Below are 22,563 nucleotides of genomic sequence, written 5' to 3'. Positions count from 1 at the left end.
CTCCGGCGCCCGGCGAGCGGTCCCGACTCCGGTGCCGGTCCGCGATCCCCCGGCCACGGATGCCCCGCGGCAGGGGTGCTCGGCGGCGCGGCGGCCGCTCAGCCGGCGGCGGCGCCGAACCACTGCGGCAGCCTGCCGAGCAGACCCTGCTGATCGTCGCCGACCCATGCCACATGGCCGTCCGGCCGCAGCAGCACGGCGGGCACGTCCAGCTCCTCGCCGACGTCGCCGACGTGGTCGACCCGGTCCGCCCAGCCCGCCACGGAAAGCCCGCCGGTCCGGTCGAGCAGCAATCCGCGGCCGCCGTGCATGAGTTCGTAGAGGCGTCCCTGCTTCAGCTCCAGGTCCGGCATCCGCCTGCCGAGCAGTTCATGGCCCTCGCCGAGGTCGTAGCGGACCCCGACCGCGGTGATCATCTCGGTCACGTACCGGTTGACCTCCTCGAACTCCATCAGCTTCGAGAACAGCTCCCGCAGCGCGGTGGCGCCCGGATCGGTGCCCAGCAGCGAGATCTGCGCGCGGGTGTTGTCCAGTACGGCGGCGCCCACCGGGTGCCGCTCGGCGTGATAGCTCTCCAGCAGCCCGTCCGGAGCCCAGCCCTTGACCGCCGCGGCCAGCTTCCAGCCGAGGTTGAACGCGTCCTGCACACCGAGGTTCAGCCCCTGGCCGCCGGTCGGCGGGTGGATGTGCGCCGCGTCCCCGGCCAGCAGCACCCGGCCGACCCGGTAGCGCTCGGCCTGCCGGGTGGCGTCGCCGAAGCGGGACAGCCAGCGCGGCGAGTGCACGCCGAAGTCCGTGCCGGCGAAGGCCCGCAGCTGCTCCTTGAACTCCTCGAGGGTCGGCCCGGACGTGCGGTCCTCGGCCACGCCGTCGGCGGGCACGATGATGCGGTACACCCCCTGATTCCCGTCCACGTCGGCGATGGCGCCGAACCGCAGCTGGGTCTTGCGGACTTCCTCGACGGCGGCGGCGACCGTCGCCGGATCCTCCGTCAACTCCATGTCCCCCAACAGCGTCTCGACCGTGGCGGGTTCACCTGGGAACCCGACGCCGATCAGCTTGCGCACCGTGCTGCGGCCGCCGTCGCAGCCGACGAGGTAGCGCGAGCGCAGCAGCGTGCCGTCGGCCGACTCGACGGTCACCCCGTGCTCGTCCTGGCTCAGCCCGACCAGTTCCCAGCCGCGCCGGATCTCGGCGCCGAGTTCGAGGGCGCGCTCGGTCAGCAGTCGCTCGGTGACCGTCTGCGGGGTGGCGAGGCCGTACGGGTGTGCCGTGTCCAGCCGGTCCGGCCACGGCGCGGCCACGCCGGCGAACGGGCCGCCGACCGAGAACCGCTCGCTGACCTCCAGGAACCGTTCCAGCAGACCGCGTTGGGCCATCACCTCGACGCTGCGCACGTGCAGCCCGCGCCCGCGGGACTGCCGGGTCGGCTCGGCCAGCTTCTCCAGAACGACCGTCCGTACTCCTGCCAGGCGCAGTTCGCAGGCCAGCATCAGCCCGGTCGGTCCAGCGCCGGCGATGATCACGTCAACCACAAAAGCCCCATTTCCGCAGGTTCTGGCTTCGGCCGACGATTCTGCGGCACGACCGGGGCCTTGCCGCAAGCCCCCGGGTGCGCTATAAGTTGAGAGTGGCAAGGAGTCGGTGACCTCCTTGCCCTTTCCTTTTTCCGTCCCGTTCGGCGCACGTCGTCCGTGCCGTTGCCCGTCGCGTGGACTGCCTGGGCGTGGACTGCCGTCTCGTGGGCCTCCGTTGCGTGATCGCCGACCGCCGACCGCGGGAGCGGGCGGCCCGCTGTGCGGGCGTGCGGCGGGGACGGCGGCACAGGACGCCTCCGGGGGTGCGCGCTCGCGGAACCGTTGCCTCGGCCCGGACGGTACGGGAGGCGCTCTGGACCGGGTGCCGGGGGTCGGCTACGTTCGCGCGCCATGAGACCCAAGGGGAAGTCGAGACGAACGGTGTCGGCGGGGCTGAGCGGGGTGGCGCTCGCCGCCGTTCTGTGCGCCGCCCTGTCGGTGCCCGCCCAGGCGGAGGCCCGACACGACAAGGGCCGGGCCCTGCACTGGGAGCTCAAGGAGACCGGGACGGACGTCCGGTTCCGCGGCCTCGCCGCGGTCGGCCGCACCACCGCCTGGCTCGCGGGCTCGAAGGGCACCGTGCTGCACACCACGGACGGCGGACGGAACTGGCGGAACGTCTCACCGCCGGGGGCGGGCGAACTGGAGTTCCGCGACGTCGAGGCCTTCGACGCCCGCAGAGCGGTCGTGCTGGCCATCGGCGAGGGTGACGCGTCGAGGGTGCTGCGCACCGAGGACGGGGGAGCCACCTGGAAGGAGGCGTTCCGCAACACCGACCCGAAGGCGTTCTACGACTGCATCACCTTCTTCGACCCACGGCACGGGCTCGCGATGAGCGACCCGGTCGACGGCAAGTACCGGATCCTCTCCACCCGGGACGGCGGCAGGTCGTGGAGGGTGCTGCCGAGCACCGGCATGCCGGACGCCCAGCCGGGCGAGGCCGGCTTCGCGGCGAGTGGCCAGTGCCTGGTCAGCTCCGGACCCAGGGACGTCTGGCTCGCGACCGGAGGCGGCGCCACCGCGCGGGTGCTGCACTCGGCGGACCGCGGGCTGCACTGGACGGCGGCCGAGTCCACGATCCCGGCCGGCGACCCGGCGCGGGGCGTCTTCGCGCTCGCCTTCCGGGACCGTGCGCACGGCCTCGCGGTCGGCGGCGACTACCGCACCGGCGAGGCGTCGCCGCAGGCGGGCGCGGTGACCAGGGACGGCGGCCGCACCTGGCGGCAGTCCGCGACCCCGCCGCCCGCCTACCGCTCCGGCGTCGCCTGGCTCCCCCACAGCCGCAGTGCCGCCCTCGCCGTCGGCCCCACCGGCACCGACCTCACCATCGACGCCGGCCGGACCTGGCGCACCGTGGACACCGGCTCGTACGACACCGTCGACTGCACACCGGACTTCGGCTGCTGGGCGGCGGGCGAGAAGGGACGCGCGGCGCGGCTGGAGTGGTGACGGCCGCGGCGGTGACACCGCATCGGCCGCCGTCCGTGCCGTTCCGACGCGGGTGCGGCCGGTACCGGGTGGACGCCGCCCGGTACCGGCCGCCGGCCCGCGTACGACTGCGGCGAATGCGGGCACCGCACGATTCGGCGTCCGGAGCCGCCGGCCGGGAGCCGGCGCGACGACCGCGTCGAGCCGTGCCCCGGAGCGCGGACAGGGACGGCTCGACCGGCGGCCGGCCCCGCCCCGCACGCGTCACACGGAGGGCTGTTCCCTGTACCGCTCCAGGGCAGGCGCCGTTTTCGTCGCGATGAACTCCCTGATCCGGTACGCGCACACCCCCGCCGTCGTGTACGGGTCCGACGCCGCGATCCGCTCGGCCCGGTCGCGGTCGATACCGGCCGCGATCAGCACACCGCCGTCGCGCGGGTTCTTCCGGCCGGAGGCGATCAGTACGCCCTCCTCGTACAGGCCTGCCAGCCAGGCCACATGGGCATCCTGGTGCTCCTCGACGCGATCGAGGGGTGCCGTGTAGGTCAATTCCAGTACGAACATGATCGGCAGGTTAGCCCCAGGTTTAGGCTGGGAGTCACCATGACGCTCATCAGGACACCCGCCGACGAGACGGAAGCACGCGCCGTCCAGGACGATCTCAGGACCCGCGTCGTCCTGGACGAACCCGGGCCGCCGCCGGGCGCGGGCCTCGTCACCGGGGTCGACGTGGCCTACGACGACGAGCGCGGTGTCGTCGTCGCGGCCGCCGTCGTCCTCGACGCCGCCACCCTCGACGTCGTCGAGGAGACCACCGCGTCCGGCCGGGTCGCCTTTCCCTACGTACCGGGGCTGCTCGCCTTCCGTGAGATCCCGACCGTGCTCGCCGCGCTCGAGTCGCTCGAGCACGGCCCCGGACTGGTCGTGTGCGACGGCTACGGACTCGCCCACCCCCGCCGCTTCGGACTGGCCAGCCATCTCGGCGTGCTGACGGGCCTGCCGGTGATCGGCGTCGCCAAGAACCCCTTCACCTTCGCCTACGACCCGCCCGGCGGGTCGCGGGGCGACGCATCCCCGCTGGTGGCGGACGACGGAGCAGTGGTCGGACGGGCCCTGCGCACCCAGGACGGCGTCAAACCGGTCTTCGTCTCGGTCGGCCACCGCGTCTCGCTCGACAACGCGTGCGCCCACACCCTCGCGCTCTCCCCGGACTTCCGCATCCCCGAGTCCACCCGCCGCGCCGACGCCCTGTGCCGCCGGGCGCTGCGCGAGGCGACCGCGGGCTGACCGCCCGGAGGGCACCGGGACGGTCACTCGTTGCGCAGCGCCTGCGCGACGGTCGAGCGGCCCGCCGAACGCGCCGGGACGAGCGCCCCGCCGATGGCGATGACGACGCCGGACAGGCCGAGCAGGACGATCACCGGGGCATGCCACACGTCCATCAGGAACGACGGGGCCCTCAGCCCCGCCGCATCGGTCATGGCCGGAACGACCAGACGGTGCGCGCCGAGTCCCAGGGGGAGACCGACCGCGGCACCGACGTTACTCCCCGCGGATGAACTGGACCTGGATGCGCTGCGGGTCACCCGCGAGGTACAGGTCCAGCCACGCGAGGGCGACGACATCGGCCGCCCCGGGCAGCGAGCGCAGCAGTGCCTCGGTCTCCTCGTCGCCCTGTTCGGGCGTGGTTTCGCCACGGGCGGCCCTCCCCGCGTACACCACGGCGTCGGCTGTGCCCTGCACCGCCTTGCCGAACGCGGTGAGTGTGGCCGCGAGGCCGGCCGCCAGCGTTACGGTGGTCACGCCCAGGAGGCTTCCCGCCGCCGCGGGCACCAGCACCGCCGTCAGGTGTACGGCGACGACCTGACGGGGAGTGAATCCCAGGGACTTGAGGATGCCGATGGCCCGGAAACCCGCGACGACGGCGCCGCTCACCACATTGGCCACGGTCAGGACCGCCACGGCCAAGCCGAGTACGCCGAACCCGAGCAGATGGGGCAGGTAGGCGTTCGCCACACTGCCGATGCGGTCCTTGACGGTGAGGTACGGGACCGTGGACAGCAGCGCCCGGGCAGGGAGTGCCCCCGTAGCCCGCTCCGTACCGTTGGGTACCTCCGACGCCGTGGCGGCGTCGGAGAAGTGGTCGGCGAGGCCGCCGACGGGGCGCAGGCGGTCGCGGCGGCGCGAACACTGCGGCCGGACGTCGTGCTCATGGACATCCGCATGCCGAACATGGACGGGCTGGAGGCCACCAGGCGCATCCTGGAGCACCTTCCGAACTGCAAGGTCCTCATGCTGACCACCTTCGACCTGGATCGTTACGTCTACTCCGCCCTGGCCATCGGTGCGAGCGGCTTCCTGCTGAAGGACGTCACCCCCGAGCACCTCGCCGCCGCGGTGCGCCTGGTCGACACGGGTGACGCCCTGCTCGCGCCCTCGATCACACGGCGGCTCGTGGAGCCCTTCGCGGGGCCGGAGCGCCGGCACGGAGCCGGAGGGGAGCACTCGGCCCCGGCCGGGCAGGAAGCGGTCCCCCCGGACCTCGCCGCGCTGACGCCCGGGGAACGCGAGGTGCTGAGCCTCATGGGCCGCGGTCTGTCCAACGGCGAACTGGCCGCGGAGCTGACGCTGAGCGAGGCCACGGTGAAGACCCACGTCGTCCGGATCTTCGCCAAGCTCGGCCTGCGCGACCGGGCGCAGGCCGTCGTCGTCGCCTACGAGACGGGGCTGGTGTCGCCTCGTCGCCGCGAGGGATCGCGCCCTGGTGAGTAAAATTGCCGGTGCCCGCGTTCGTCCCGTACCCGGGGGCGAGCCGCCCGTCTTCCGCCGCCCGCGCCGGCTCCCCGGCGTACCCGCCGCGGGGTCCCGGGGCGCAGCGGATCCCGCAACGTACCTCGTGCTTTCGCCGATCCAGGGCGGGTGTCATGGCTTCCACCGCTCAGACGCCGACCAACAGGCTGGTCCATCTTCCGCATTTCGCCATTCCGTTGGGCATCGCCGGCCTCGGTGGCGCATGGACCGCGGGCGTGCTGGTGCTGAACGCACCCGAGTGGGTCGACGACACCCTGTACGCCATCTCGGGCGTGCTGTGGCTGGTCTTCTCCGCCGTCTACATCGGCGAAAGAGCGCGTCACAGAGGTGCGTTCCGCAGCGACCGGGAAAGCGCGGCGTCGGGGGCAGGGGCGGCCTTCCTGCCCGTCGTCGGCATCCTGCTGATCGTGCACTTCGGCCGGTACATGCCTCTCGCGGCGGCACGGACCGTCTGCTGGGTCCTGGTGACCGCACTCGCAGTGGTCGCCGCGCAACTGCTCGCGCACTGGCTGACCGGCCAACTGACCTTCCAGCAACTGCATCCCGGCTACACCCTCCCGCTGGTCGCAGGGCCGTTCATCGCAGCCATCGGCCTGGCGAGCGTTCAGGCGGTGTCCGCGGCCAGGGCGGCTCTGGGCGTGGGAATGTTCTTCTGGGTCGTCATCGGCGGCGTCATCACCGCGCGCCTCATCACGGGCGGTCCGCTCCCGGAGCGGGTCCTGCCGTCCCTGTCGGTGCTGCTGGCCCCGCCGGCGACGGGCGGAATCGCGACCTTCGTGGCCTACCCCGGGCCGATCGGGCCTCTGCAACTGGCCTTCTTCGGCGTCTTCGTCGTGATGGCGCTCGTTCAGATCGCCTTGCTCAAGGCGTACCTCTGCCTCCCGTTCAGTCTCGGTTTCTGGAACTTCACCTTCCCGGTCTCCGCGTCGGCCAACTACTGCCTGCGCTGGCTGGGCGAGACGGAGTTCGACGGCCGCGACGGGCTCGCCTGGGGGATCCTGGGCCTCGCCACGCTCTTCGTTCTCTCCGTTGCCGCGGCGACGGTTCGCGATCTGATCGCGGCTCGACGGCGGCGGTGAGCGAGGCCACCGGGTGCGGGAGGCAGGCGGGTTGCGGGGGAGCGCCGTGCCGACAGGAAGCCCCCCGCCGACAGGCACGAGCAGGACGAGCGGACCAGCAGGCACGAGCGGTACGGCTGAGCCCGGGAGCCCGGGAGCCCGGGAGCCCGGGCTCCCGGATCCGGGGCCGCGTGGCCCGGCACGGCACCGGGGCGGATCCGACGCCGCCGCCGGATCCGCCCTCGGCCCTTTCCGCCGCTCGCCGCCGGCTCAGCCGCGTGCGAACTCGAGGAGATCGGCGTTGAACTGCTCGGCGTACTTGGGAACCATCGACAGGCCGTGGGGCGCTCCCGGGTACACCTTGTAGACAGCGCCCTTGACCAGCTTCGACGACTTGTCCCCGGCGGCCACGATCGGCACGATCTGGTCGTCGTCGCCGTGGACGATCAGAGTGGGGACGTCGATCTTCTTGAGGTCCTCGGTGAGGTCCGTTTCGGAGAACGCCTTGATGCAGTCGTGGGCGCCCTTGATACCGACCGTCATCGACCACAGCCAGAACTCGTCGCGGGTGCCCTGGCTGACCGTCGATCCGTCGCGGTTCGCTCCGTAGAAGGGCGCGCTGAGGTCCTTGTAGTACTGGGAGCGGTCCGTGAGAACGCCCTCGCGGATCTCGTCGAAGACCTCGATGGGAAGGCCCTCGGGATTCGCGTCCGTCTTGAGCATCAGCGGCGGAATCGCGCCGAGCAGTACGGCCTTGGCGACGCGGCCGGTGCCGTGGCGTCCCATGTACCGGGTGACTTCGCCACCGCCCGTCGAGTGGCCCACCAGGATGACGTCCCTGAGATCCAGCGCCTCGATGACCGCGGCCAGGTCGTCTGCGTACGTGTCGAGGTTGTTCCCGTCCCAGGGCTGGCCGGAGCGCCCGCCGCCGCGCCGGTCGTGGGCGACGGCTCGGAACCCGTTGTCGGCCATGAGTTTCAGCTGGGGATCCCAGGAGTCGGCGATCAGCGGCCAGCCGTGGGAGAAGACGACGGGCCGGCCCGACCCCCAGTCCTTGTAGTAGATCTCTGTGCCGTCCTTGGCGGTGGCGAAGGGCATGGTGCGTTCCTTTCGAAGCTCTGCACTCGTCCAGAACCGCGAGGTCGGGTGGAGTTCTGGACGCCCGGCCGGATTCTTGTCACGCCGCGAACCAGCAGCGGACGCGCGGGGGAGGCGACGGAGGGGTCAGCAGCGAAGGGCGACCGGAATGGGCACGTCGTTCAACAACGCTACCCGAGAAGCTGCCGATCAGCGCGTCGGCCGAATTCGCAGGCACCTTCCGGGAACGGCTCGGGAAACGACCGCCGGAATGCTTCCGGGAAGGGGTCCGGAATCATTGCGCACAGGCGTTCCGGACCCCTCCTTCGAGGGACCGTCCTGAACGCGGGAATTCCGCGTTCAACGCGCGTCCGCGACGCGGAAGACGATCCCCGCGGCCCGCAGCCGTGCCAGCAGCGCGTCGCCCATCGCGACTGCCGTGGTGACCTGACCCGCGGTGGCGGGGAGTTCGTCCAGGGCGAGGCAGAGCGCCGACTCGGCGAGCATCTTCGCCGTCTCGCCGTAGCCGGGGTCCCCGCCCGAGACCTCCGTGAAGACCCGGCGGCCGCCGCCCTCGCCGACGAAGCGGACCCGGAACCAGCTCCGTTCGCGCTGCTCCGCGCTGGGACCACGCCCCGGCTCGTAACGCTTCATCAACCACTCGCGGGCAGGCCCCGCCTGGGCCAGCGCGGCGAGGGCGCCGAGCGCGACGGGCCCGCCGAGGGCCATCGGCAGCGTCTTCACCGAGGCGTAGTGCCGGTACTGGAAATCGGGGCCGTAGCGCTTCAGGCCGGCGGCGGAGCGGGCCACGATCCGGGGGTCGAGCGTCGGGAGCGGGAGGGCCCAGGCGCCGGTCTCCCTGCTGAAGCGGGGCGCGCCGAGCGGTGCCCTGGCGCGGCGGCCCATCAGCCGCGGCTCGTGGAGCCTGCGCTCCCGGGCCATGCGCGCGGCCTGCCGCTGCCGGCCCATCGCCGTGAGCGCGGAGGCGAACGTCCCGCCGGAGAAGATCCCGCCGGCACGGACGAAGCCGTCGACGCGCAGGGGCACGTCCTGCGGCAGCTGCCGCACCGTGTAGTACACGCCCAGATCGTGCGGCACCGAGTCGAAGCCGCAGGCGTGCACCAGCCGGGCGCCCGTCTCGCGGGCCCGGGCGTCGTGCCGTACGTAGACGGAGTCGACGAACTCCGGCTCACCGGTGAGGTCGGCGTAGTCCGTCCCGGCCTCCGCGCAGGCGGCTACCAGCGGCTCGCCGTACCAGACGTACGGGCCGACCGTCGTCGCCACTACGCGCGTCGACTCGGCGAGCGCGCGCAGCGAGTCCGGGTCCGCGGCGTCCGCGACGACGAGCGGCAGGTCCGCGCAGGCCGGGTCGACTGCCGTGAGCCGTTCGCGCAACTGCTCCAGCCGCGCCCGGCTGCGCCCGGCAACGGCCCAGCGGCAGCCTTCGGGGGCATGCGCGGCCAGGTACTCCGCGGTGAGGGCGCCGACGAATCCGGTCGCCCCGAAGAGCACGATGTCGTACGGCCGATCCGGTCCGTTCTGCCTGTTCACTGGCCCTCCACCCCGCTGTGGGTCCTGTCCCGCGCCGTTTGTCGCCGGCCGAGGCTAGCGTGAGACCGAACGACGCGCTCCACCGGGAGGACGGGATGGCGGCACCGCCGAGTAACGCTCTGGCGAAATGGGAGAAGGTGCGGTCCTTTGCCCTGGGGCTGCCCGGGGCCGCCGAGGAGTTCCCCTGGGGGGACACCGTCGTCAAGGTCAACAAGAAGATCTTCGCCTTCATGGGCGTCACGGACGGCAGCCATCCCCTCGGGGTCGGGGTGAAGCTCAAGGACGAGGCGTTGCACGCGCACGCCCTCTCCTGCCCCGGCGCCGAGCCGTCGGGGTACGGCCTCGGCAAGGCGGGCTGGGTGCGGATCCCGCTGGCCGGGAAGGGCGCTCCGTCGGCGGAGGTGCTCTGCGACTGGGTCGAGGAGAGCTACCGCGCGATCGCCACGAAGAAGCTGATCGCCGAACTCGACGGGCGCTGACGGCGGCGGACGGGGCGGGCGATCCCGCAGCCGGGCACGCCGCCCGCCCGGGCCGCGCCCCGTGCCGCCCCGTCGCCCCGATCGCGTCCGGGAAAGGCCGTTTCGTCCGGGCCCCGAGCCGGCGGGGCCGCGCCTCCGGAGCCCGCCCGGGAGGTCCGTCCCCCAACCCTTGCCTCATCCGGTGACGCGCCGAGATCGCCCGTGACGGACCGACGGCGCGCGCACCGCCTCAGCGGTAGTCGTCGGGGTGGTCCTGCATCCAGGTGTTGATCCGGTCGCGGGTGCCGACCAGTTCCGCCTGGTGGGCACGGAGGTTCGGGTACGAGCGGTCCGGGCCGACCGTCCCGCGCAGGCCGGCCATCCACTCGATCGGCTCCGGGAAGTGGCCGGGGCCCTTGGGGTCGGCCTTCATGGCCCGGTCGAGCCGTTCCAGCTCGTCGTACACCCGGCCGAGGAAGTACGCACACTGCTCTTCCGTCGTGCAGCCGTCCTGGAGCGTGGCCTGGAGTCCCGCGAAGGCGTCGCGGACCTTCTCGGGCGGCGGCGTGTCCCCGGCTGCCGGGGTGGTGGCTTCCTCCGGCTCGGCCGCCGCTGCGGGCTGCTCCGCCTCGACCCCGGCCCGGGCCGCCGTGGGGCTTCCGCCGGCCTTCGACGAGGCGTTGTCGGCGGAGGAGCAGGCGACGAGCAGTGCCGCCGGAAGTGCGACGAGCGCTGCGGCACGGAGTGGGCGGGGTATACGCATGGGAGTCTCCGATTCCTGGATCCGACGGCAGACCATATCGCCGTCGGCCGGAAACCAAGCGCTTGCTCGCCTCAAGGGCTTGTGCAGAGTGGAACGTGTTCTTAACATCACTGATGTTACATCAGTTGTGTCATAGTGCTGGGGGCTTCATGGCAGCGACAGGGAACGGCCCGCCGAGCGGTCCGCTGGCCGGTGTGCGCGTGGTCGAACTGGCCGGAATCGGGCCCGGCCCGTTCGCCGCCATGCTCCTCGCCGACCTGGGCGCCGACGTCGTGCGCATCGACCGGCCCGGCGGCTCCGGGCTGGCGATCGACCCTGCCTACGACCTCACGAACCGGAACAAGAGGTCCGTGCTGATCGACCTCAAGGCCGACGGGGCCGCCGAGCGGGTCCTCGGCCTCGTCGAGCGCGCGGACGTGCTCATCGAGGGCTACCGCCCGGGGGTGGCCGAGCGGCTCGGGGTGGGGCCCGAGGAGTGCCACGCCCGCAATCCGCGGCTGGTCTACGGCCGGATGACCGGCTGGGGCCAGGAGGGCCCGCTCGCCCAGCGTGCCGGCCACGACATCGCCTACATCGCGATCACCGGAACCCTGGGCATGATCGGGAAGGCGGACGAACCGCCCGCCGTCCCCGCGAATCTGGTCGGCGACTACGCGGGCGGTTCGCTCTACCTCGTCATCGGCGTACTCGCCGCCCTCCAGCACGCCCGCACCCCCGGCGGCGCCGGCCAGGTCGTGGACGCGGCGATCGTCGACGGCGCCGCGCACCTCGCCACGATGATCCACGGGATGATGGCCGCGGGCGGCTGGCAGGACCGCCGCGGCGTGAACCTCCTCGACGGCGGGTGCCCCTTCTACGGGAACTACGAGACCGCCGACGGCCGGTACATGGCGGTCGGCGCGCTCGAGCAGCAGTTCTACGACGAATTCATCCGGCTGCTCGGCATCGAGGGCGAGGCACCCGCCCGCAAGGACTTCGACCGCTGGGGGGAACTGCGCGCCGCCGTCGCCGAGCGCTTCCGCACGAGGACGCGCGACGAGTGGACCGCGGTCTTCGAGGGCTCCGACGCCTGCGTGGCCCCCGTGCTCTCACTGCGGGAGGCGCCGCAGCATCCGCACCTCGTGGCCCGCGGCACCTTCACCCACCACGGCGGGATCACCCAGCCGGCCCCGGCCCCCCGCTTCTCCGCCACTCCCGGCGCCGTGTATCGCCCGCCCGCGCGACCAGGCGCCGACGCCGAGGAGGTCGCCCGCGACTGGGACGTCCCCGGCATCCTGGGCTCCGACGGCTCCGACGGCTCCGACGGCTCCGACCCCGCCCCGACCGCAGCAGGCTCGAAGGAGCTCCAGGCATGAAACGACAGATCTTCGACGCCGAGCACGACGCGTTCCGCGAGACGGTCCGCACCTTCATCGGCAAGGAGGTGCTGCCCCACTACGAGCAGTGGGAGAAGGACGGCATCGTCTCGCGCGACGCCTGGCTGGCGGCCGGCCGCCAGGGCCTGCTGGGTCTCGCCGTGCCCGAGGAGTACGGCGGCGGCGGGAACACCGACTTCCGCTACAGCGCCGTCCTCGCCGAGGAGTTCACCCGGGCCGGAGCGCCGGGCCTCGCGATTGGGCTGCACAACGACATCATCGGCCCGTACCTCACCTCCCTCGCGACCGAGGAACAGAAGCGGCGCTGGCTGCCCGGCTTCTGCAGCGGTGAGATCGTCACGGCCATCGCGATGACCGAGCCGGGGGCGGGCTCCGACCTCCAGGGCATCCGGACCACCGCCGAGGACCGGGGCGACCACTGGCTGCTCAACGGGTCCAAGACGTTCATCTCCAACGGCATCCTGGCCGACCTGGTCATCGTGGTCGCCAGGACCACGCCCGAAGGGGGTGCCAAGGGCCTGTCCCTGCTGGTCGTCGAACGCGGCACCGAGGGCTTCGAGCGCGGACGCAATCTCGACAAGATCGGTCAGAAGGCGCAGGACACGGCGGAGCTGTTCTTCCACGACGTGCGGGTGCCCAAGGAGAACCTCCTCGGGCAGCGCGACGGCGCGTTCCTCCACCTGATGACCAACCTGGCCCAGGAGCGGCTGAACATCGCCGTCGCCGGCATCGCCGCGGCCGAGTACCTGCTGGAGATCACGACGCAGTACGTGAAGGAGCGGGAGGCGTTCGGCCGTCCGCTGGCGAAGCTCCAGCACATCCGCTTCGAGATAGCCGAGATGGCCACCGAGTGCGCCGTCACCCGTGCGTTCCTGGACCGCTGCATCGTCGACCACTCCGACGGCCGGCTCGACGCGGTGCACGCCTCGATGGCCAAATGGTGGGCGACGGAGCTGCAGAAGCGGGTCGCCGACCGCTGTCTGCAGTTGCACGGCGGCTACGGCTACATGACGGAGTACCGGGTCGCCAAGGCCTTCACGGACGGCCGCATCCAGACGATCTACGGCGGCACCACCGAGATCATGAAGGAGATCATCGGCCGCGCGCTGCTGTCCTGACCCGGCTTCTCTCGTGACCCGGCCGCTCTCCTGACCCGGCTGCTCCGCCGGCCCGGCTCTTCTCCCGGTCGGCGCCGCGGAACGGCACCCCCCCCCCGGCGCACGCCGTCCGACCCCGAACCTCCCGCTGCCTCACCCCTCACCCGTGATGCGAAAGGCTCTGTTGTGAGTACCGAAGCGTATGTGTACGACGCGATCCGCACCCCGCGCGGCCGCGGCAAGGCCAACGGCGCCCTGCACGGCACCAAGCCCATCGACCTCGTCGTCGGCCTGATCCGCGAGCTCCGCTCCCGCTTCCCGGGGCTCGACCCCGCGGCGATCGACGACATCGTGCTCGGCGTCGTTGGCCCGGTCGGCGACCAGGGTTCGGACATCGCCCGGATCTCCGCCATCGCCGCCGGACTCCCCGACACCGTCGCCGGCGTCCAGGAGAACCGCTTCTGCGCCTCGGGCCTGGAGGCCGTCAACATGGCGGCGATGAAGGTCCGGTCCGGCTGGGAGGACCTGGTGCTCGCGGGCGGTGTCGAGTCGATGTCGCGCGTCCCGATGGCGTCCGACGGCGGCGCCTGGTTCGCCGACCCGATGACCAACTTCGACACCCACTTCGTGCCGCAGGGCATCGGCGCCGACCTGATCGCCACCATCGAGGGCTTCTCCCGCCGCGACGTGGACGAGTACGCGGCGCTGTCCCAGGAGCGGGCGGCCGCGGCCTGGAAGGACGGCCGCTTCGACCGCTCCGTCGTTCCGGTGAAGGACCGCAACGGACTCGTCGTGCTCGACCACGACGAGCACATGCGCCCCGGCACCACGGCGGACTCCCTGGCCGCGCTCAAGCCCTCGTTCGCGGGCATCGGGGACATGGGCGGCTTCGACGCCGTCGCGCTCCAGACGTACCACTGGGTGGAGAGGATCGACCACGTCCACCACGCGGGCAACTCCTCCGGCATCGTCGACGGAGCCTCGCTCGTGGCCGTCGGCTCCAAGGAGGTCGGCGAGCGCTACGGGATCCGGCCCCGTGCGCGGATCGTCTCCGCCGCGGTCTCCGGCTCCGAGCCCACCATCATGCTCACCGGCCCCGCGCCCGCCACCCGCAAGGCGCTCGCCAAGGCCGGGCTGACGATCGACGACATCGACCTGGTCGAGATCAACGAGGCGTTCGCCGCCGTCGTCCTGCGCTTCGTGAAGGACATGGGGCTCTCCCTCGACAAGGTCAACGTCAACGGCGGGGCCATCGCGCTGGGCCACCCGCTCGGCGCCACCGGCGCGATGATCCTCGGCAGCCTCATCGACGAACTGGAGCGCCAGGACAAGCGGTACGGCCTCGCAACCCTCTGCGTCGGCGGCGGCATGGGCATCGCCACGATCGTCGAACGCATCTGACCCCTCGTCCCTCCCGCCCCTTCCCCCGTACGGAGAAGCAGCAATGACAGCAACGCCGACCAGCACCACCATCCGCTGGGAGCAGGACGAGACCGGCATCGTCACCCTCGTCCTGGACGATCCGGACCAGTCCGCCAACACCATGAACCAGGCCTTCCGCGAGTCGATCGCCGCGATCGCCGACCGCGCCGAGGCGGAGAAGGACTCCATCCGCGGCATCGTCTTCACCTCCGCCAAGAAGACCTTCTTCGCGGGCGGCGACCTCAAGGACATGATCAAGGTCGGCCCCGAGCACGCCCAGCAGGCCTTCGACATGGGCATGGGCATCAAGCGGGCGCTGCGCCGCATCGAGACCCTGGGCAAGCCCGTCGTCGCCGCCATCAACGGCGCCGCACTCGGCGGCGGTTACGAGATCGCCCTCGCCTGCCACCACCGCATCGCCCTCGACGCACCCGGCTCCAAGATCGGTCTGCCGGAGGTCACGCTCGGACTGCTGCCCGCAGGCGGCGGCGTCACCCGCACCGTGCGGCTCATGGGCATCGCGGACGCCCTGCTGAAGGTCCTCCTGCAGGGCACCCAGTACTCCCCGCAGCGGGCGCTCGAGAACGGCCTCGTCCACGAAGTCGCCGCCACGCCCGAGGAGATGCTGGCCAAGGCGCGCGCCTTCATCGAGACGCACCCCGAGTCCCAGCAGCCCTGGGACGTCAAGGGTTACCGGATCCCCGGCGGCACGCCGTCGAACCCGAAGTTCGCGGCGAACCTGCCCGCCTTCCCCGCCAACCTCAAGAAGCAGCTGAACGGCGCCCCGTTCCCGGCGCCGCGCAACATCCTCGCGGCCGCCGTCGAGGGCTCGCAGGTGGACTTCGAGACCGCCCAGGTCATCGAGGCGCGGTACTTCACCGAGCTGCTCACCGGCCAGACCGCCAAGAACATGATCCAGGCGTTCTTCTTCGACCTCCAGGCGGTCAACTCCGGCGCCAACCGCCCCAAGGGCATCGAGCGGCGAAAGGTCCGCAAGGTCGCCGTCCTGGGCGCCGGGATGATGGGCGCGGGCATCGCGTACTCCTGCGCCCGCGCCGGTATCGAGGTCGTCCTCAAGGACGTCAACGCCGACGCCGCCGCACGGGGCAAGGCGTACTCGGAGAAACTGCTGGACAAGGCGCTGAGCCGGGGCCGTACGACCGAGGCCAAGCGCGCCGAACTGCTCGCCCGGATCACTCCGACGGCCGACCCCGCCGACCTCGCGGGCTGCGACGCCGTCATCGAGGCCGTCTTCGAGGACCAGGCGCTCAAGCACAAGGTGTTCCAGGAGATCCAGCACGTCGTCGAGCCGGACGCGCTGCTGTGCTCCAACACCTCGACCCTGCCGATCACGCTCCTCGCCGAAGGCGTCGAGCGTCCCGTCGACTTCATCGGTCTGCACTTCTTCTCGCCCGTGGACAAGATGCCGCTGGTCGAGATCATCAAGGGGGAGCGCACCGGTGACGAGGCGCTGGCGCGCGCCTTCGACCTGGTGCGTCAGATCAACAAGACGCCGATCGTCGTGAACGACTCCCGCGGGTTCTTCACCTCGCGGGTGATCGGTCAGTTCATCAACGAGGGCGTGGCGATGGTCGGCGAGGGCGTCGAGCCCGCGTCGGTCGAGCAGGCCGCGGCCCAGGCGGGCTACCCGGCGAAGGTCCTGTCGCTGATGGACGAGCTCACGCTCACCCTCCCGCGCAAGATCCGCAACGAGACGCGGCGGGCCGTGAAGGAATCCGGCGGGACGTGGACCCCGCACCCGGCGGACGCGGTGATCGACCGGCTGGTCGACGACTTCGGGCGCACGGGCCGCAGCGGGGGCGCGGGCTTCTACGACTACGTGGACGGCAGGCGTGCCGGGCTGTGGCCGGGGCTGCGCGAGCACTTCGCCAAGCCCGGCGTGCACGTCCCGTTCGAGGACATGAAGGAGCGGATGCTCTTCTCCGAGGCGCTGGACACCGTCCGGTGCCTGGAGGAGGGCGTGCTGACGTCGGTGGCCGACGCCAACATCGGGTCCATCATGGGCATCGGCTTCCCCGCGTGGACGGGCGGCGTGCTGCAGTACATCAACGGGTACGAGGGCGGCGCCGGCGTGGGCAAGGGCCTGCCCGGCTTCGTCGCCCGTGCGCGCGAGCTGGCCGCGGCGTACGGCGAGCGCTTCGAGCCGCCGGCGCTGCTGGTGGAGAAGGCCGAGCGGGGCGAGGTCTTCACCGACGAGTGACGTCCGCCGTAGCCCCGGCCGGTCCGGACACCGGTCCGGACCCGGACCGGCGGGGCGCGGACGGCCGAGGCCCGGGCCGGGGCCCGACAGCCGGGGCGCTTACGGCCGGGGCGCCGAGCGGCCACGAGTGCGTCGGCGGACGGCCGACGCGCGGGTCCGTCTCCGGTGCGGGTCCGCCACTGGTGCGGGCCCGTCCCCTCCCGGCAGGGTGGTCCCCATGACACGACCACAGCGGCCACGGCTCAGCGGCATCTCGCTGGACGCTCCCGACGCCCGCCGGCTCGCCGGCTTCTACCGGCGGCTGCTCGGCTGGACGGTGGCGGCGGACGAGCCCGACTGGGTGAAGCTCGTCCCGCCGGACGGCGGGACGGCGCTGTCCTTCCAGACCGAGCCGCACCACGTCCCGCCGGTCTGGCCGGGGGTGCCGGGCGGGCAGCAGATGCAGGCCCATCTGGAGATCGAGGTCGCCGACCTGGATGGAGCCGTGGCCCAGGCCCTCGCTCTCGGGGCGAGCCTGGCCGCGTTCCAGCCGCAGGACGACGTCCGGGTGTGCCTGGACCCGGCGGGGCATCCGTTCTGCCTGTGGCTGGGCGGGGCGGAGGCGGGGGCGGAGAGGGACGTGTAGCCGGGCGAAGGCCGGGACGAGCCGTGGCCCGGTGGCAGGTGTGCCGTCAGCCGTCAGCCGTCAGCCGTCAGCGGGCTTCGGCGACCGCGTCGTACGCGGTGGTCAGGGCCGCTCCGGTGGACGCGCCGGACCATCCGGGGTGTCCGCCGCTGCGGCGGGGGCCGCCGTTCCGTCCTCGACCGCCGTGCCGAAGGCGGCGCGGAGTTCCTCCCGCAGCGACCGCTGGAAGGCCGTGACGAGGGCCTGGATCACCATCGGCTGCATATGGGCCGAGAGGGACTTCATCGCGGCGACATGGTCGGGGTCCGACTCGCGTTCGCGGTAGGGCCCCCACACCTCGTCGCGGAACAGCCTGGTCAGCTCCTGCGCGGCGGCCCGGGCGTGCTCCAGCAGGACCGTGCGGGAGGCCAGGATCGTCTCGTGGGCGATCGGCACGTCGAGCAGTTCGACCCCGAGCCGCAGCAGCCCGCCGTCGAGCCGGAACACGTCCGGTGTGCCGGTACGGTCCAGCACGCCCATGGCCGCGAGCCGTTCGACGTCCTGGTCCGACAGCGGCCGCCCGGCTCGGCGCACCAGCTCCTCCAGGCCGGTCTCCTCCGCCGATTCGGGCGCCCAGGAGGCCACCAGGGCCCGGTGGATCGCCAGATCCTGCGCGCTCAGCCCCGGCGGCAGCTGTTCCAGGTAGCGTTCGATGGCCGCGAGTGTCATGCCCTGGTGCTGCAGTTCCTCGATCAGGGCCAGCCGGGAGAGGTGCTCCGCGCCGTAGCGGCCGACGCGGCGCGGGCCGATCTCCGGAGGCGGCAGCAGACCACGGGTGCTGTAGAACCTGATGGTGCGGACGGTGACGCCCGCGCGGGCGGCCAGCTCGTCGACGGTCAGCGTCGGCCCCTCGGTCTCGGTAGCCATCGTCTTCCCCCGCTCCCTGCGTGCACCGGTCGAGTGCAACAGTATTGCTGTCTCACCAGAGTTGTGAAACCGGGAGGGAGTACGCGGACCGATCGTCCCAGGGCGACCGACCGCCCGCGGGGGACCGCGACCCACCCACCGGCGCCGGTGAACGGCTCTCGTAGCGTTCTCCTCGTGACCGCCATGGATGCCCTCGTCCGCCTCTGCCCACCGCCCGCCGATCCGCCGCCCGCGCTGGACTGGCCGCAGGCCGAGCGCGCTCTCGGTACGGCTCTGCCCGCCGACTACAGGCGACTCGTCGAGTCGTACGGCGCCGGCATCTTCGACGAGACGATCTGGCTGCTCGTCCCCGGTTCCGCCGACGACGACTGCGACCTGCACGCGCAGACGGCGGAACGGGACGAGATCCTCGCCGGCTTGTGGGAGACGGGCGAGGAGAAGCCCGCCGGGCTGCTGGAACCCGGGGCCCGCGTGCTGCCGTGGGCGTTCGAGGAGGGCACGGGGGCGTTCCTGTACTGGCTCGTGCGCCCCGGCCGGCGTCCCGACGAATGGACCGTGCTCTACAACGAGGGACGCGGCCCACTGTGGGAGCACCATGACATGGGGTGTCTCGCCTTCCTGCTGGCAGTGCTGGAAGGAACGGCGGAAACGGCCTACTTCGGCTACCTCCGCGAAGTCCTGAAGCCGGCGGTCCACCGTTTCACGACGGCCGACGAGGCCCTTGGAACGCCCCGGTAGCAGTCGCCCGATTGTCCGAGGGGCCTCGTACGGTGGGGCCATGACGGGGATCACGTACCTACGGGGGGACGCCACCGCGCCGCAGGGCAAGGGCGTCAAGCTGATCGTGCATGTCTGCAACGATCTGGGCGGCTGGGGAAAGGGCTTCGTCGTCGCCGTGTCGCGCCGCTGGCCGGAGCCGGAGAAGGAGTACCGGCGCTGGCACCGGGAGCGGGCTCGCAACGACTTCGGCCTCGGCGCCGTCCAGTTCGTGCCTGTCGGGCCGTATGTGTGGGTGGCGAACATGGTGGGCCAGCGGGGGATGCGCACGGGAAGCAAGGGCGTCCCCGTGCGGTACGAGGCCATCGGCACGGGGCTGGGCGCGGTCGCCGGGAAGGCCGCCGAGCTCGGAGCCTCCGTCCACATGCCGAGGATCGGCTGCGGGCTGGCGGGCGGCACCTGGTCCCGGGTGGAGCCGCTGGTGCGGGCCCGGCTCGTCGAGCAGGGCATACCGGTGACGGTGTACGACCACGGCACGGAGCCCGCGCGCGGCGCGGTGCGCGCCTGACGCTAGAGTGCGGTGCTTGTTCGAGCGGCGCACGGCGGAGCGGGGGAGAGCATGAGTGCGCAACTGAGGGAGACCGCAGCGGAGTTGGCGGACGTCCTGTGGCGTGAGCACACCGTGTACCGGGATCACGCGGGAGGCGTGGTCATCCGGGGCGAGCACGTCCAACGCTGGATCAGCCTCGCGCCGAGCGGCGGCCGGGACGAGATCCTCCTGCGCGCCGGACGCATACTCGACGGCGGCACGACGGCTCCCGCGCGCTCGGAGGCCGTGGTGCACATCGGGGCCGGCACCGGCGAACTGGCCGCCGTGTGCCGCCGGCTGCTCGCCGAGACCGCCGCGGACCCCTCGCCGCTCACGGTGCCGTCCGGCCTCGCGCCCGCCGCCAAGTCCGGCCGATTCGCCGCGCGTTCGGGAGGCTCCCCGCGCCCGGCCCGCCCGGCGCGGACCGCGCGCTCCGCCCGTCCGCCGCGGACCGCGCGCACCGTCCGGCACACGAGCCTCGGCTCCTGGGTCGTCATCCTCTGCGTGGCCGCGACCATCGCGCTGTACGCCTGGAGTGCCGCAGCCTGGTACCGGTAGCGCGGGATACCGCCTGGTGGCGCGCGGCCGCCGGACGGAGCGGTCGCCGGACGGAGCGGCCGTCGGGACCGAGAGGTTCGCGATCGGTCGCGGGGCCGAGCGCCACCGGCCCGTCGCCGGCCGGGCCGCGCGGTCAGCGCGCGAAGTGGTGGGCCAGCGCGGCGTGCGGGTCCTGGCCGGCCGTACCCGGGTGGTCGATGTGCACGCTCGCGCCCGCCAGCCGGGGCACGGCGTGGAGCAGGGCGTGTTCGGCGGCGACCGCCACGGCGTGCGCCTGTACGACGGTGAGGCCGGGGTCGACCTCGACCGAGGTCTCTGCGCGCAGGGTGTGCCCGATCCACCGCATCCGCACGGTCCCCACGGCCCGTACACCATCGACGTGTGCGAGCGCGTGTTCGGCGGTGTCGACCAGTGCCGGATCCACGGCGTCCATCAGACGGTGCCAGATCTCTCGTGCCGCGCCGCGCAGCACGAGCAGGATCGCCCCGGTGATGACGAGGCCGACGAGGGGGTCCGCGTACCGCCAGCCCAGCGCCGCGCCGCCGGCGCCGAGCAGCACGGCGAGCGAGGTGAACCCGTCGGTGCGGGCGTGCAGTCCGTCCGCGACGAGCGCGGCGGAGCCGATGCGGCGCCCCGTACGGATCCGGGCCCTCGCCACCCACTCGTTGCCCGCGAAGCCCACGAGCCCGGCCGCGGCGACCGCCGGGAGATGGGTGATGTCCTGCGGGTCCAGCAGCCTCAGGAACGCCTCGTACCCGGCGAAGGCGGCGGAGACGGCGATCACCAGGACGACGAAGACCCCCGCCAGGTCCTCGGCGCGGCCGAAGCCGTAGGTGTACCGCCGGGTCGCAGCGCGCCGGCCCAGCACGAACGCCAGGGCGAGCGGCAGCGCGGTGAGCGCGTCGGTCGCGTTGTGGACCGTGTCGCCCAGCAGCGCGACCGACCCCGACAGCGCCGCGATGACCGCCTGTACGACGGTCGTCGCGGTCAGGACCGCGAAGGAGAACCAGAGCGTTCGCAGCCCTTCGGCCGAGCCTTCGAGCGCGGAGTCGATGCGTTCGCCGTGGTGGTGATGGTGGTGGTGTCCACGGCCGCGGCCCCGGCCGTGCGCGTGCCCGTGCTCCCCGCCGTCCGTACGTCCGTGTGAACGGCCGGGCCCGTGGTCCTCCGCGTGCCCGTGCGTGCGTCCATGAGCCGTCATGGACACCACCATGACAGCCGGACAGGTTTGCAGCCACTGCCGAAGAGCGGCCCCTGACCAGCTGCGAACGCCTCGCGACTACGCCCTGCCCGCTACTGCCCGGAGGCCGCGACCGGATAGTGGTCCGAGAGGTTGGTGTAGGTGTAGTCGGTACCCCAACTGGTGACCGTCCAGGGGGCGCTCTGCTCCTTGACGACATCGTTGCGCCAGCCGGCCGGGCGGACGTGCCCCGCCCGGTGCAGCACGTGGTCCAGGTCCTCGCGCGGCTCGCCCGGATAGCGGTCGGCCGCGATCGAGTTGTCCTGCGGGTCGAAGGAGTACGCGTGCCCGGTGCGGCTGTCCGCTCCCGTGAGCCCGCCGTCCGCCAGCATGGCCGCGTACTCGGGAGTGCGCGAGTCGACATTGAAGTCGCCCGCCACCAGGACCTGTTCGGAGGCCGGGATGTTCTTGGCGTCGAGGAACGCGTCGAGCGCCCTGAACTGGCGGCTGCGCATCTGCGCCGCCTCACCCGCCGCGCAGCCCGGGTCGGTGGACTGCGCATGGGTCCCCACCACGTGCACCCGGCTGCCGTTCACGTCCAGGACCGTGTACACGAACCCCTTGTTGGACCACCAGTCGGAGCCGCAGGCGTCCTTGTAGACGTACTGCTCCTTGCGCACGATGGGCCACCTGCTGAGGACCGTGACCCCGCCGTCCTCCGGCACCGTCGCCGAGTAGGCGCCGCCCGTCGCGTCCCAGCCGCTCTTGCTGCGGCCCATCACGGGGGTCTGGTACGGGTACTGGGCACGGGCGTTGCGCTGCAGCGCGTCGGACGAGGAGTTGTCGAACGCCTCCTGGAGCACCACGACGTCGTTGCCCTGGAAGTACGGGGCCTTCGGGATCTCGGCGGCCCGGTGGTCCTGGCCCCAGTTGGGGTAGAGGGTCTTGCTGAAGAGGAAGACGTTGTACGTCAGGACCTTCAGCGAGGGTGTCGCCGCGGCGGTCCGCCCGGCGGGTGAGGCGGACGCCGACGGCGCGGCGACCGCCAGAGTCGCGACGGCGAGCGCCGTGGAGAGGGCTGCGCCGGACGCGCGGCGGAGCACGGATTGCGGCACTGGAACTCCCGTTTCTGGTGGGGGGTGATACCGG

At 72.4% G+C, this 22,563-nt stretch carries 22 protein-coding genes and 1 pseudogene; 13 read left to right on the top strand and 10 right to left on the bottom strand.

Annotated features, from left to right (window positions below; genetic code table 11):
- Window positions 1–98: 98 nt before the first annotated feature.
- Window positions 99–1,535, bottom strand: a complete 1,437-nt coding sequence (rox, locus tag BLT82_RS23135; RefSeq protein WP_093657932.1) for a rifampin monooxygenase — start codon at window positions 1,533–1,535, stop codon at window positions 99–101.
- Window positions 1,536–1,928: 393 nt separating this feature from the next.
- Here rox and BLT82_RS23130 point away from each other — a divergent pair, with 393 nt between their 5' ends.
- Window positions 1,929–3,026, top strand: a complete 1,098-nt coding sequence (locus tag BLT82_RS23130; RefSeq protein ID WP_208868011.1) for a WD40/YVTN/BNR-like repeat-containing protein — start codon at window positions 1,929–1,931, stop codon at window positions 3,024–3,026.
- Between the two features lie 243 nt (window positions 3,027–3,269).
- On the opposite strand, the gene BLT82_RS23125 is transcribed toward BLT82_RS23130, so the two are convergent.
- Entirely contained in the window at window positions 3,270–3,569 is a 300-nt protein-coding gene (locus BLT82_RS23125; protein ID WP_093657930.1) for a YciI family protein, read from the bottom strand.
- Between the two features lie 39 nt (window positions 3,570–3,608).
- On the opposite strand from BLT82_RS23125, the gene BLT82_RS23120 reads away from it, so the two are divergent.
- Window positions 3,609–4,292 (top strand): endonuclease V, encoded by a 684-nt coding sequence (locus tag BLT82_RS23120; protein WP_093657928.1) that lies wholly within the window; start codon window positions 3,609–3,611, stop codon window positions 4,290–4,292.
- Between the two features lie 23 nt (window positions 4,293–4,315).
- Here the strand turns inward: BLT82_RS23120 and BLT82_RS37220 are convergent, their stop codons facing one another.
- Together BLT82_RS37220 and BLT82_RS23115 are read right to left on the bottom strand one after the other, a co-directional pair.
- A complete protein-coding gene (locus tag BLT82_RS37220) occupies window positions 4,316–4,486 on the bottom strand; it encodes a hypothetical protein (protein ID WP_167746065.1) in 171 nt (56 codons plus the stop codon).
- Between the two features lie 61 nt (window positions 4,487–4,547).
- Complete coding sequence (locus BLT82_RS23115) at window positions 4,548–5,021, bottom strand: FtsX-like permease family protein (protein WP_143041519.1); 474 nt, start codon at window positions 5,019–5,021, stop codon at window positions 4,548–4,550.
- Window positions 5,022–5,141: 120 nt separating this feature from the next.
- Here BLT82_RS23115 and BLT82_RS23110 point away from each other — a divergent pair.
- Window positions 5,142–5,777, top strand: a pseudogene (locus BLT82_RS23110) (response regulator); the annotation flags it as partial.
- A gap of 152 nt (window positions 5,778–5,929) precedes the next feature.
- Window positions 5,930–6,895, top strand: a complete 966-nt coding sequence (locus BLT82_RS23105; protein ID WP_093657921.1) for an SLAC1 family transporter — start codon at window positions 5,930–5,932, stop codon at window positions 6,893–6,895.
- 249 nt (window positions 6,896–7,144) lie between these two features.
- On the opposite strand, the gene BLT82_RS23100 is transcribed toward BLT82_RS23105, so the two are convergent.
- Together BLT82_RS23100 and BLT82_RS23095 are read right to left on the bottom strand one after the other, a co-directional pair.
- Window positions 7,145–7,972 (bottom strand): alpha/beta fold hydrolase, encoded by an 828-nt coding sequence (locus tag BLT82_RS23100; RefSeq protein WP_093657919.1) that lies wholly within the window; start codon window positions 7,970–7,972, stop codon window positions 7,145–7,147.
- 339 nt (window positions 7,973–8,311) lie between these two features.
- Complete coding sequence (locus tag BLT82_RS23095; RefSeq protein ID WP_093657917.1) at window positions 8,312–9,502, bottom strand: saccharopine dehydrogenase family protein; 1,191 nt, start codon at window positions 9,500–9,502, stop codon at window positions 8,312–8,314.
- 95 nt (window positions 9,503–9,597) lie between these two features.
- Between BLT82_RS23095 and BLT82_RS23090 the strand changes: the two genes are divergently transcribed.
- A complete protein-coding gene (locus BLT82_RS23090; RefSeq protein ID WP_208868013.1) occupies window positions 9,598–9,981 on the top strand; it encodes an MmcQ/YjbR family DNA-binding protein in 384 nt (127 codons plus the stop codon).
- 229 nt (window positions 9,982–10,210) lie between these two features.
- On the opposite strand, the gene BLT82_RS23085 is transcribed toward BLT82_RS23090, so the two are convergent.
- Window positions 10,211–10,723: a hypothetical protein gene (locus BLT82_RS23085; protein WP_093657914.1), complete on the bottom strand. Its 513-nt coding sequence runs from the start codon at window positions 10,721–10,723 to the stop codon at window positions 10,211–10,213.
- A gap of 149 nt (window positions 10,724–10,872) precedes the next feature.
- On the opposite strand from BLT82_RS23085, the gene BLT82_RS23080 reads away from it, so the two are divergent.
- The 5 genes from BLT82_RS23080 to BLT82_RS23060 all read left to right on the top strand — a co-directional run bounded on the left by BLT82_RS23080 (window position 10,873) and on the right by BLT82_RS23060 (window position 17,464).
- Complete coding sequence (locus tag BLT82_RS23080) at window positions 10,873–12,078, top strand: CaiB/BaiF CoA transferase family protein (RefSeq protein WP_244292095.1); 1,206 nt, start codon at window positions 10,873–10,875, stop codon at window positions 12,076–12,078.
- Window positions 12,075–13,217, top strand: a complete 1,143-nt coding sequence (locus BLT82_RS23075; RefSeq protein ID WP_093657910.1) for an acyl-CoA dehydrogenase family protein — start codon at window positions 12,075–12,077, stop codon at window positions 13,215–13,217. The genes BLT82_RS23080 and BLT82_RS23075 overlap by 4 nt, the downstream gene beginning before the upstream one ends.
- Window positions 13,218–13,382: 165 nt before the next feature.
- The gene (locus BLT82_RS23070; protein ID WP_093657908.1) at window positions 13,383–14,597 is read left to right on the top strand and encodes an acetyl-CoA C-acetyltransferase; all 1,215 of its coding nucleotides are present in this window, start codon (window positions 13,383–13,385) and stop codon (window positions 14,595–14,597) included.
- Between the two features lie 43 nt (window positions 14,598–14,640).
- Window positions 14,641–16,839, top strand: coding sequence for a 3-hydroxyacyl-CoA dehydrogenase NAD-binding domain-containing protein (locus BLT82_RS23065; protein ID WP_093657906.1), 2,199 nt, complete (start codon window positions 14,641–14,643; stop codon window positions 16,837–16,839).
- Window positions 16,840–17,056: 217 nt separating this feature from the next.
- Window positions 17,057–17,464, top strand: coding sequence for a VOC family protein (locus BLT82_RS23060; protein ID WP_093657904.1), 408 nt, complete (start codon window positions 17,057–17,059; stop codon window positions 17,462–17,464).
- Between the two features lie 102 nt (window positions 17,465–17,566).
- Here BLT82_RS23060 and BLT82_RS23055 read toward each other — a convergent pair whose 3' ends face one another.
- Window positions 17,567–18,370: a MerR family transcriptional regulator gene (locus BLT82_RS23055; RefSeq protein ID WP_244292094.1), complete on the bottom strand. Its 804-nt coding sequence runs from the start codon at window positions 18,368–18,370 to the stop codon at window positions 17,567–17,569.
- A gap of 183 nt (window positions 18,371–18,553) precedes the next feature.
- Between BLT82_RS23055 and BLT82_RS23050 the strand changes: the two genes are divergently transcribed.
- The 3 genes from BLT82_RS23050 to BLT82_RS23040 are packed head-to-tail and all read left to right on the top strand — an operon-like array spanning window position 18,554 to window position 20,234.
- The gene (locus BLT82_RS23050; RefSeq protein WP_244292102.1) at window positions 18,554–19,108 is read left to right on the top strand and encodes an SMI1/KNR4 family protein; all 555 of its coding nucleotides are present in this window, start codon (window positions 18,554–18,556) and stop codon (window positions 19,106–19,108) included.
- Window positions 19,109–19,148: 40 nt separating this feature from the next.
- Window positions 19,149–19,655 carry a macro domain-containing protein gene (locus BLT82_RS23045; RefSeq protein ID WP_093657902.1) on the top strand — a complete coding sequence of 169 codons (507 nt, stop codon included), beginning with the start codon at window positions 19,149–19,151 and terminating at the stop codon, window positions 19,653–19,655.
- A gap of 51 nt (window positions 19,656–19,706) precedes the next feature.
- Window positions 19,707–20,234, top strand: a complete 528-nt coding sequence (locus tag BLT82_RS23040) for a hypothetical protein (RefSeq protein ID WP_093657900.1) — start codon at window positions 19,707–19,709, stop codon at window positions 20,232–20,234.
- Between the two features lie 133 nt (window positions 20,235–20,367).
- Here the strand turns inward: BLT82_RS23040 and BLT82_RS23035 are convergent, their stop codons facing one another.
- Window positions 20,368–21,435, bottom strand: coding sequence for a cation diffusion facilitator family transporter (locus BLT82_RS23035; protein WP_244292093.1), 1,068 nt, complete (start codon window positions 21,433–21,435; stop codon window positions 20,368–20,370).
- A 92-nt stretch (window positions 21,436–21,527) separates the two neighbouring features.
- Window positions 21,528–22,529: a sphingomyelin phosphodiesterase gene (sph, locus tag BLT82_RS23030; RefSeq protein ID WP_093657896.1), complete on the bottom strand. Its 1,002-nt coding sequence runs from the start codon at window positions 22,527–22,529 to the stop codon at window positions 21,528–21,530.
- Window positions 22,530–22,563 lie beyond the last annotated feature (34 nt).

Source organism: Streptomyces wuyuanensis, assembly GCF_900103455.1.
Taxonomy (GTDB): domain Bacteria; phylum Actinomycetota; class Actinomycetes; order Streptomycetales; family Streptomycetaceae; genus Streptomyces; species Streptomyces wuyuanensis.
The sequence above is the reverse complement of the archived record's forward strand: the minus strand, read 5'-3'. Positions and strand labels throughout refer to the sequence as shown.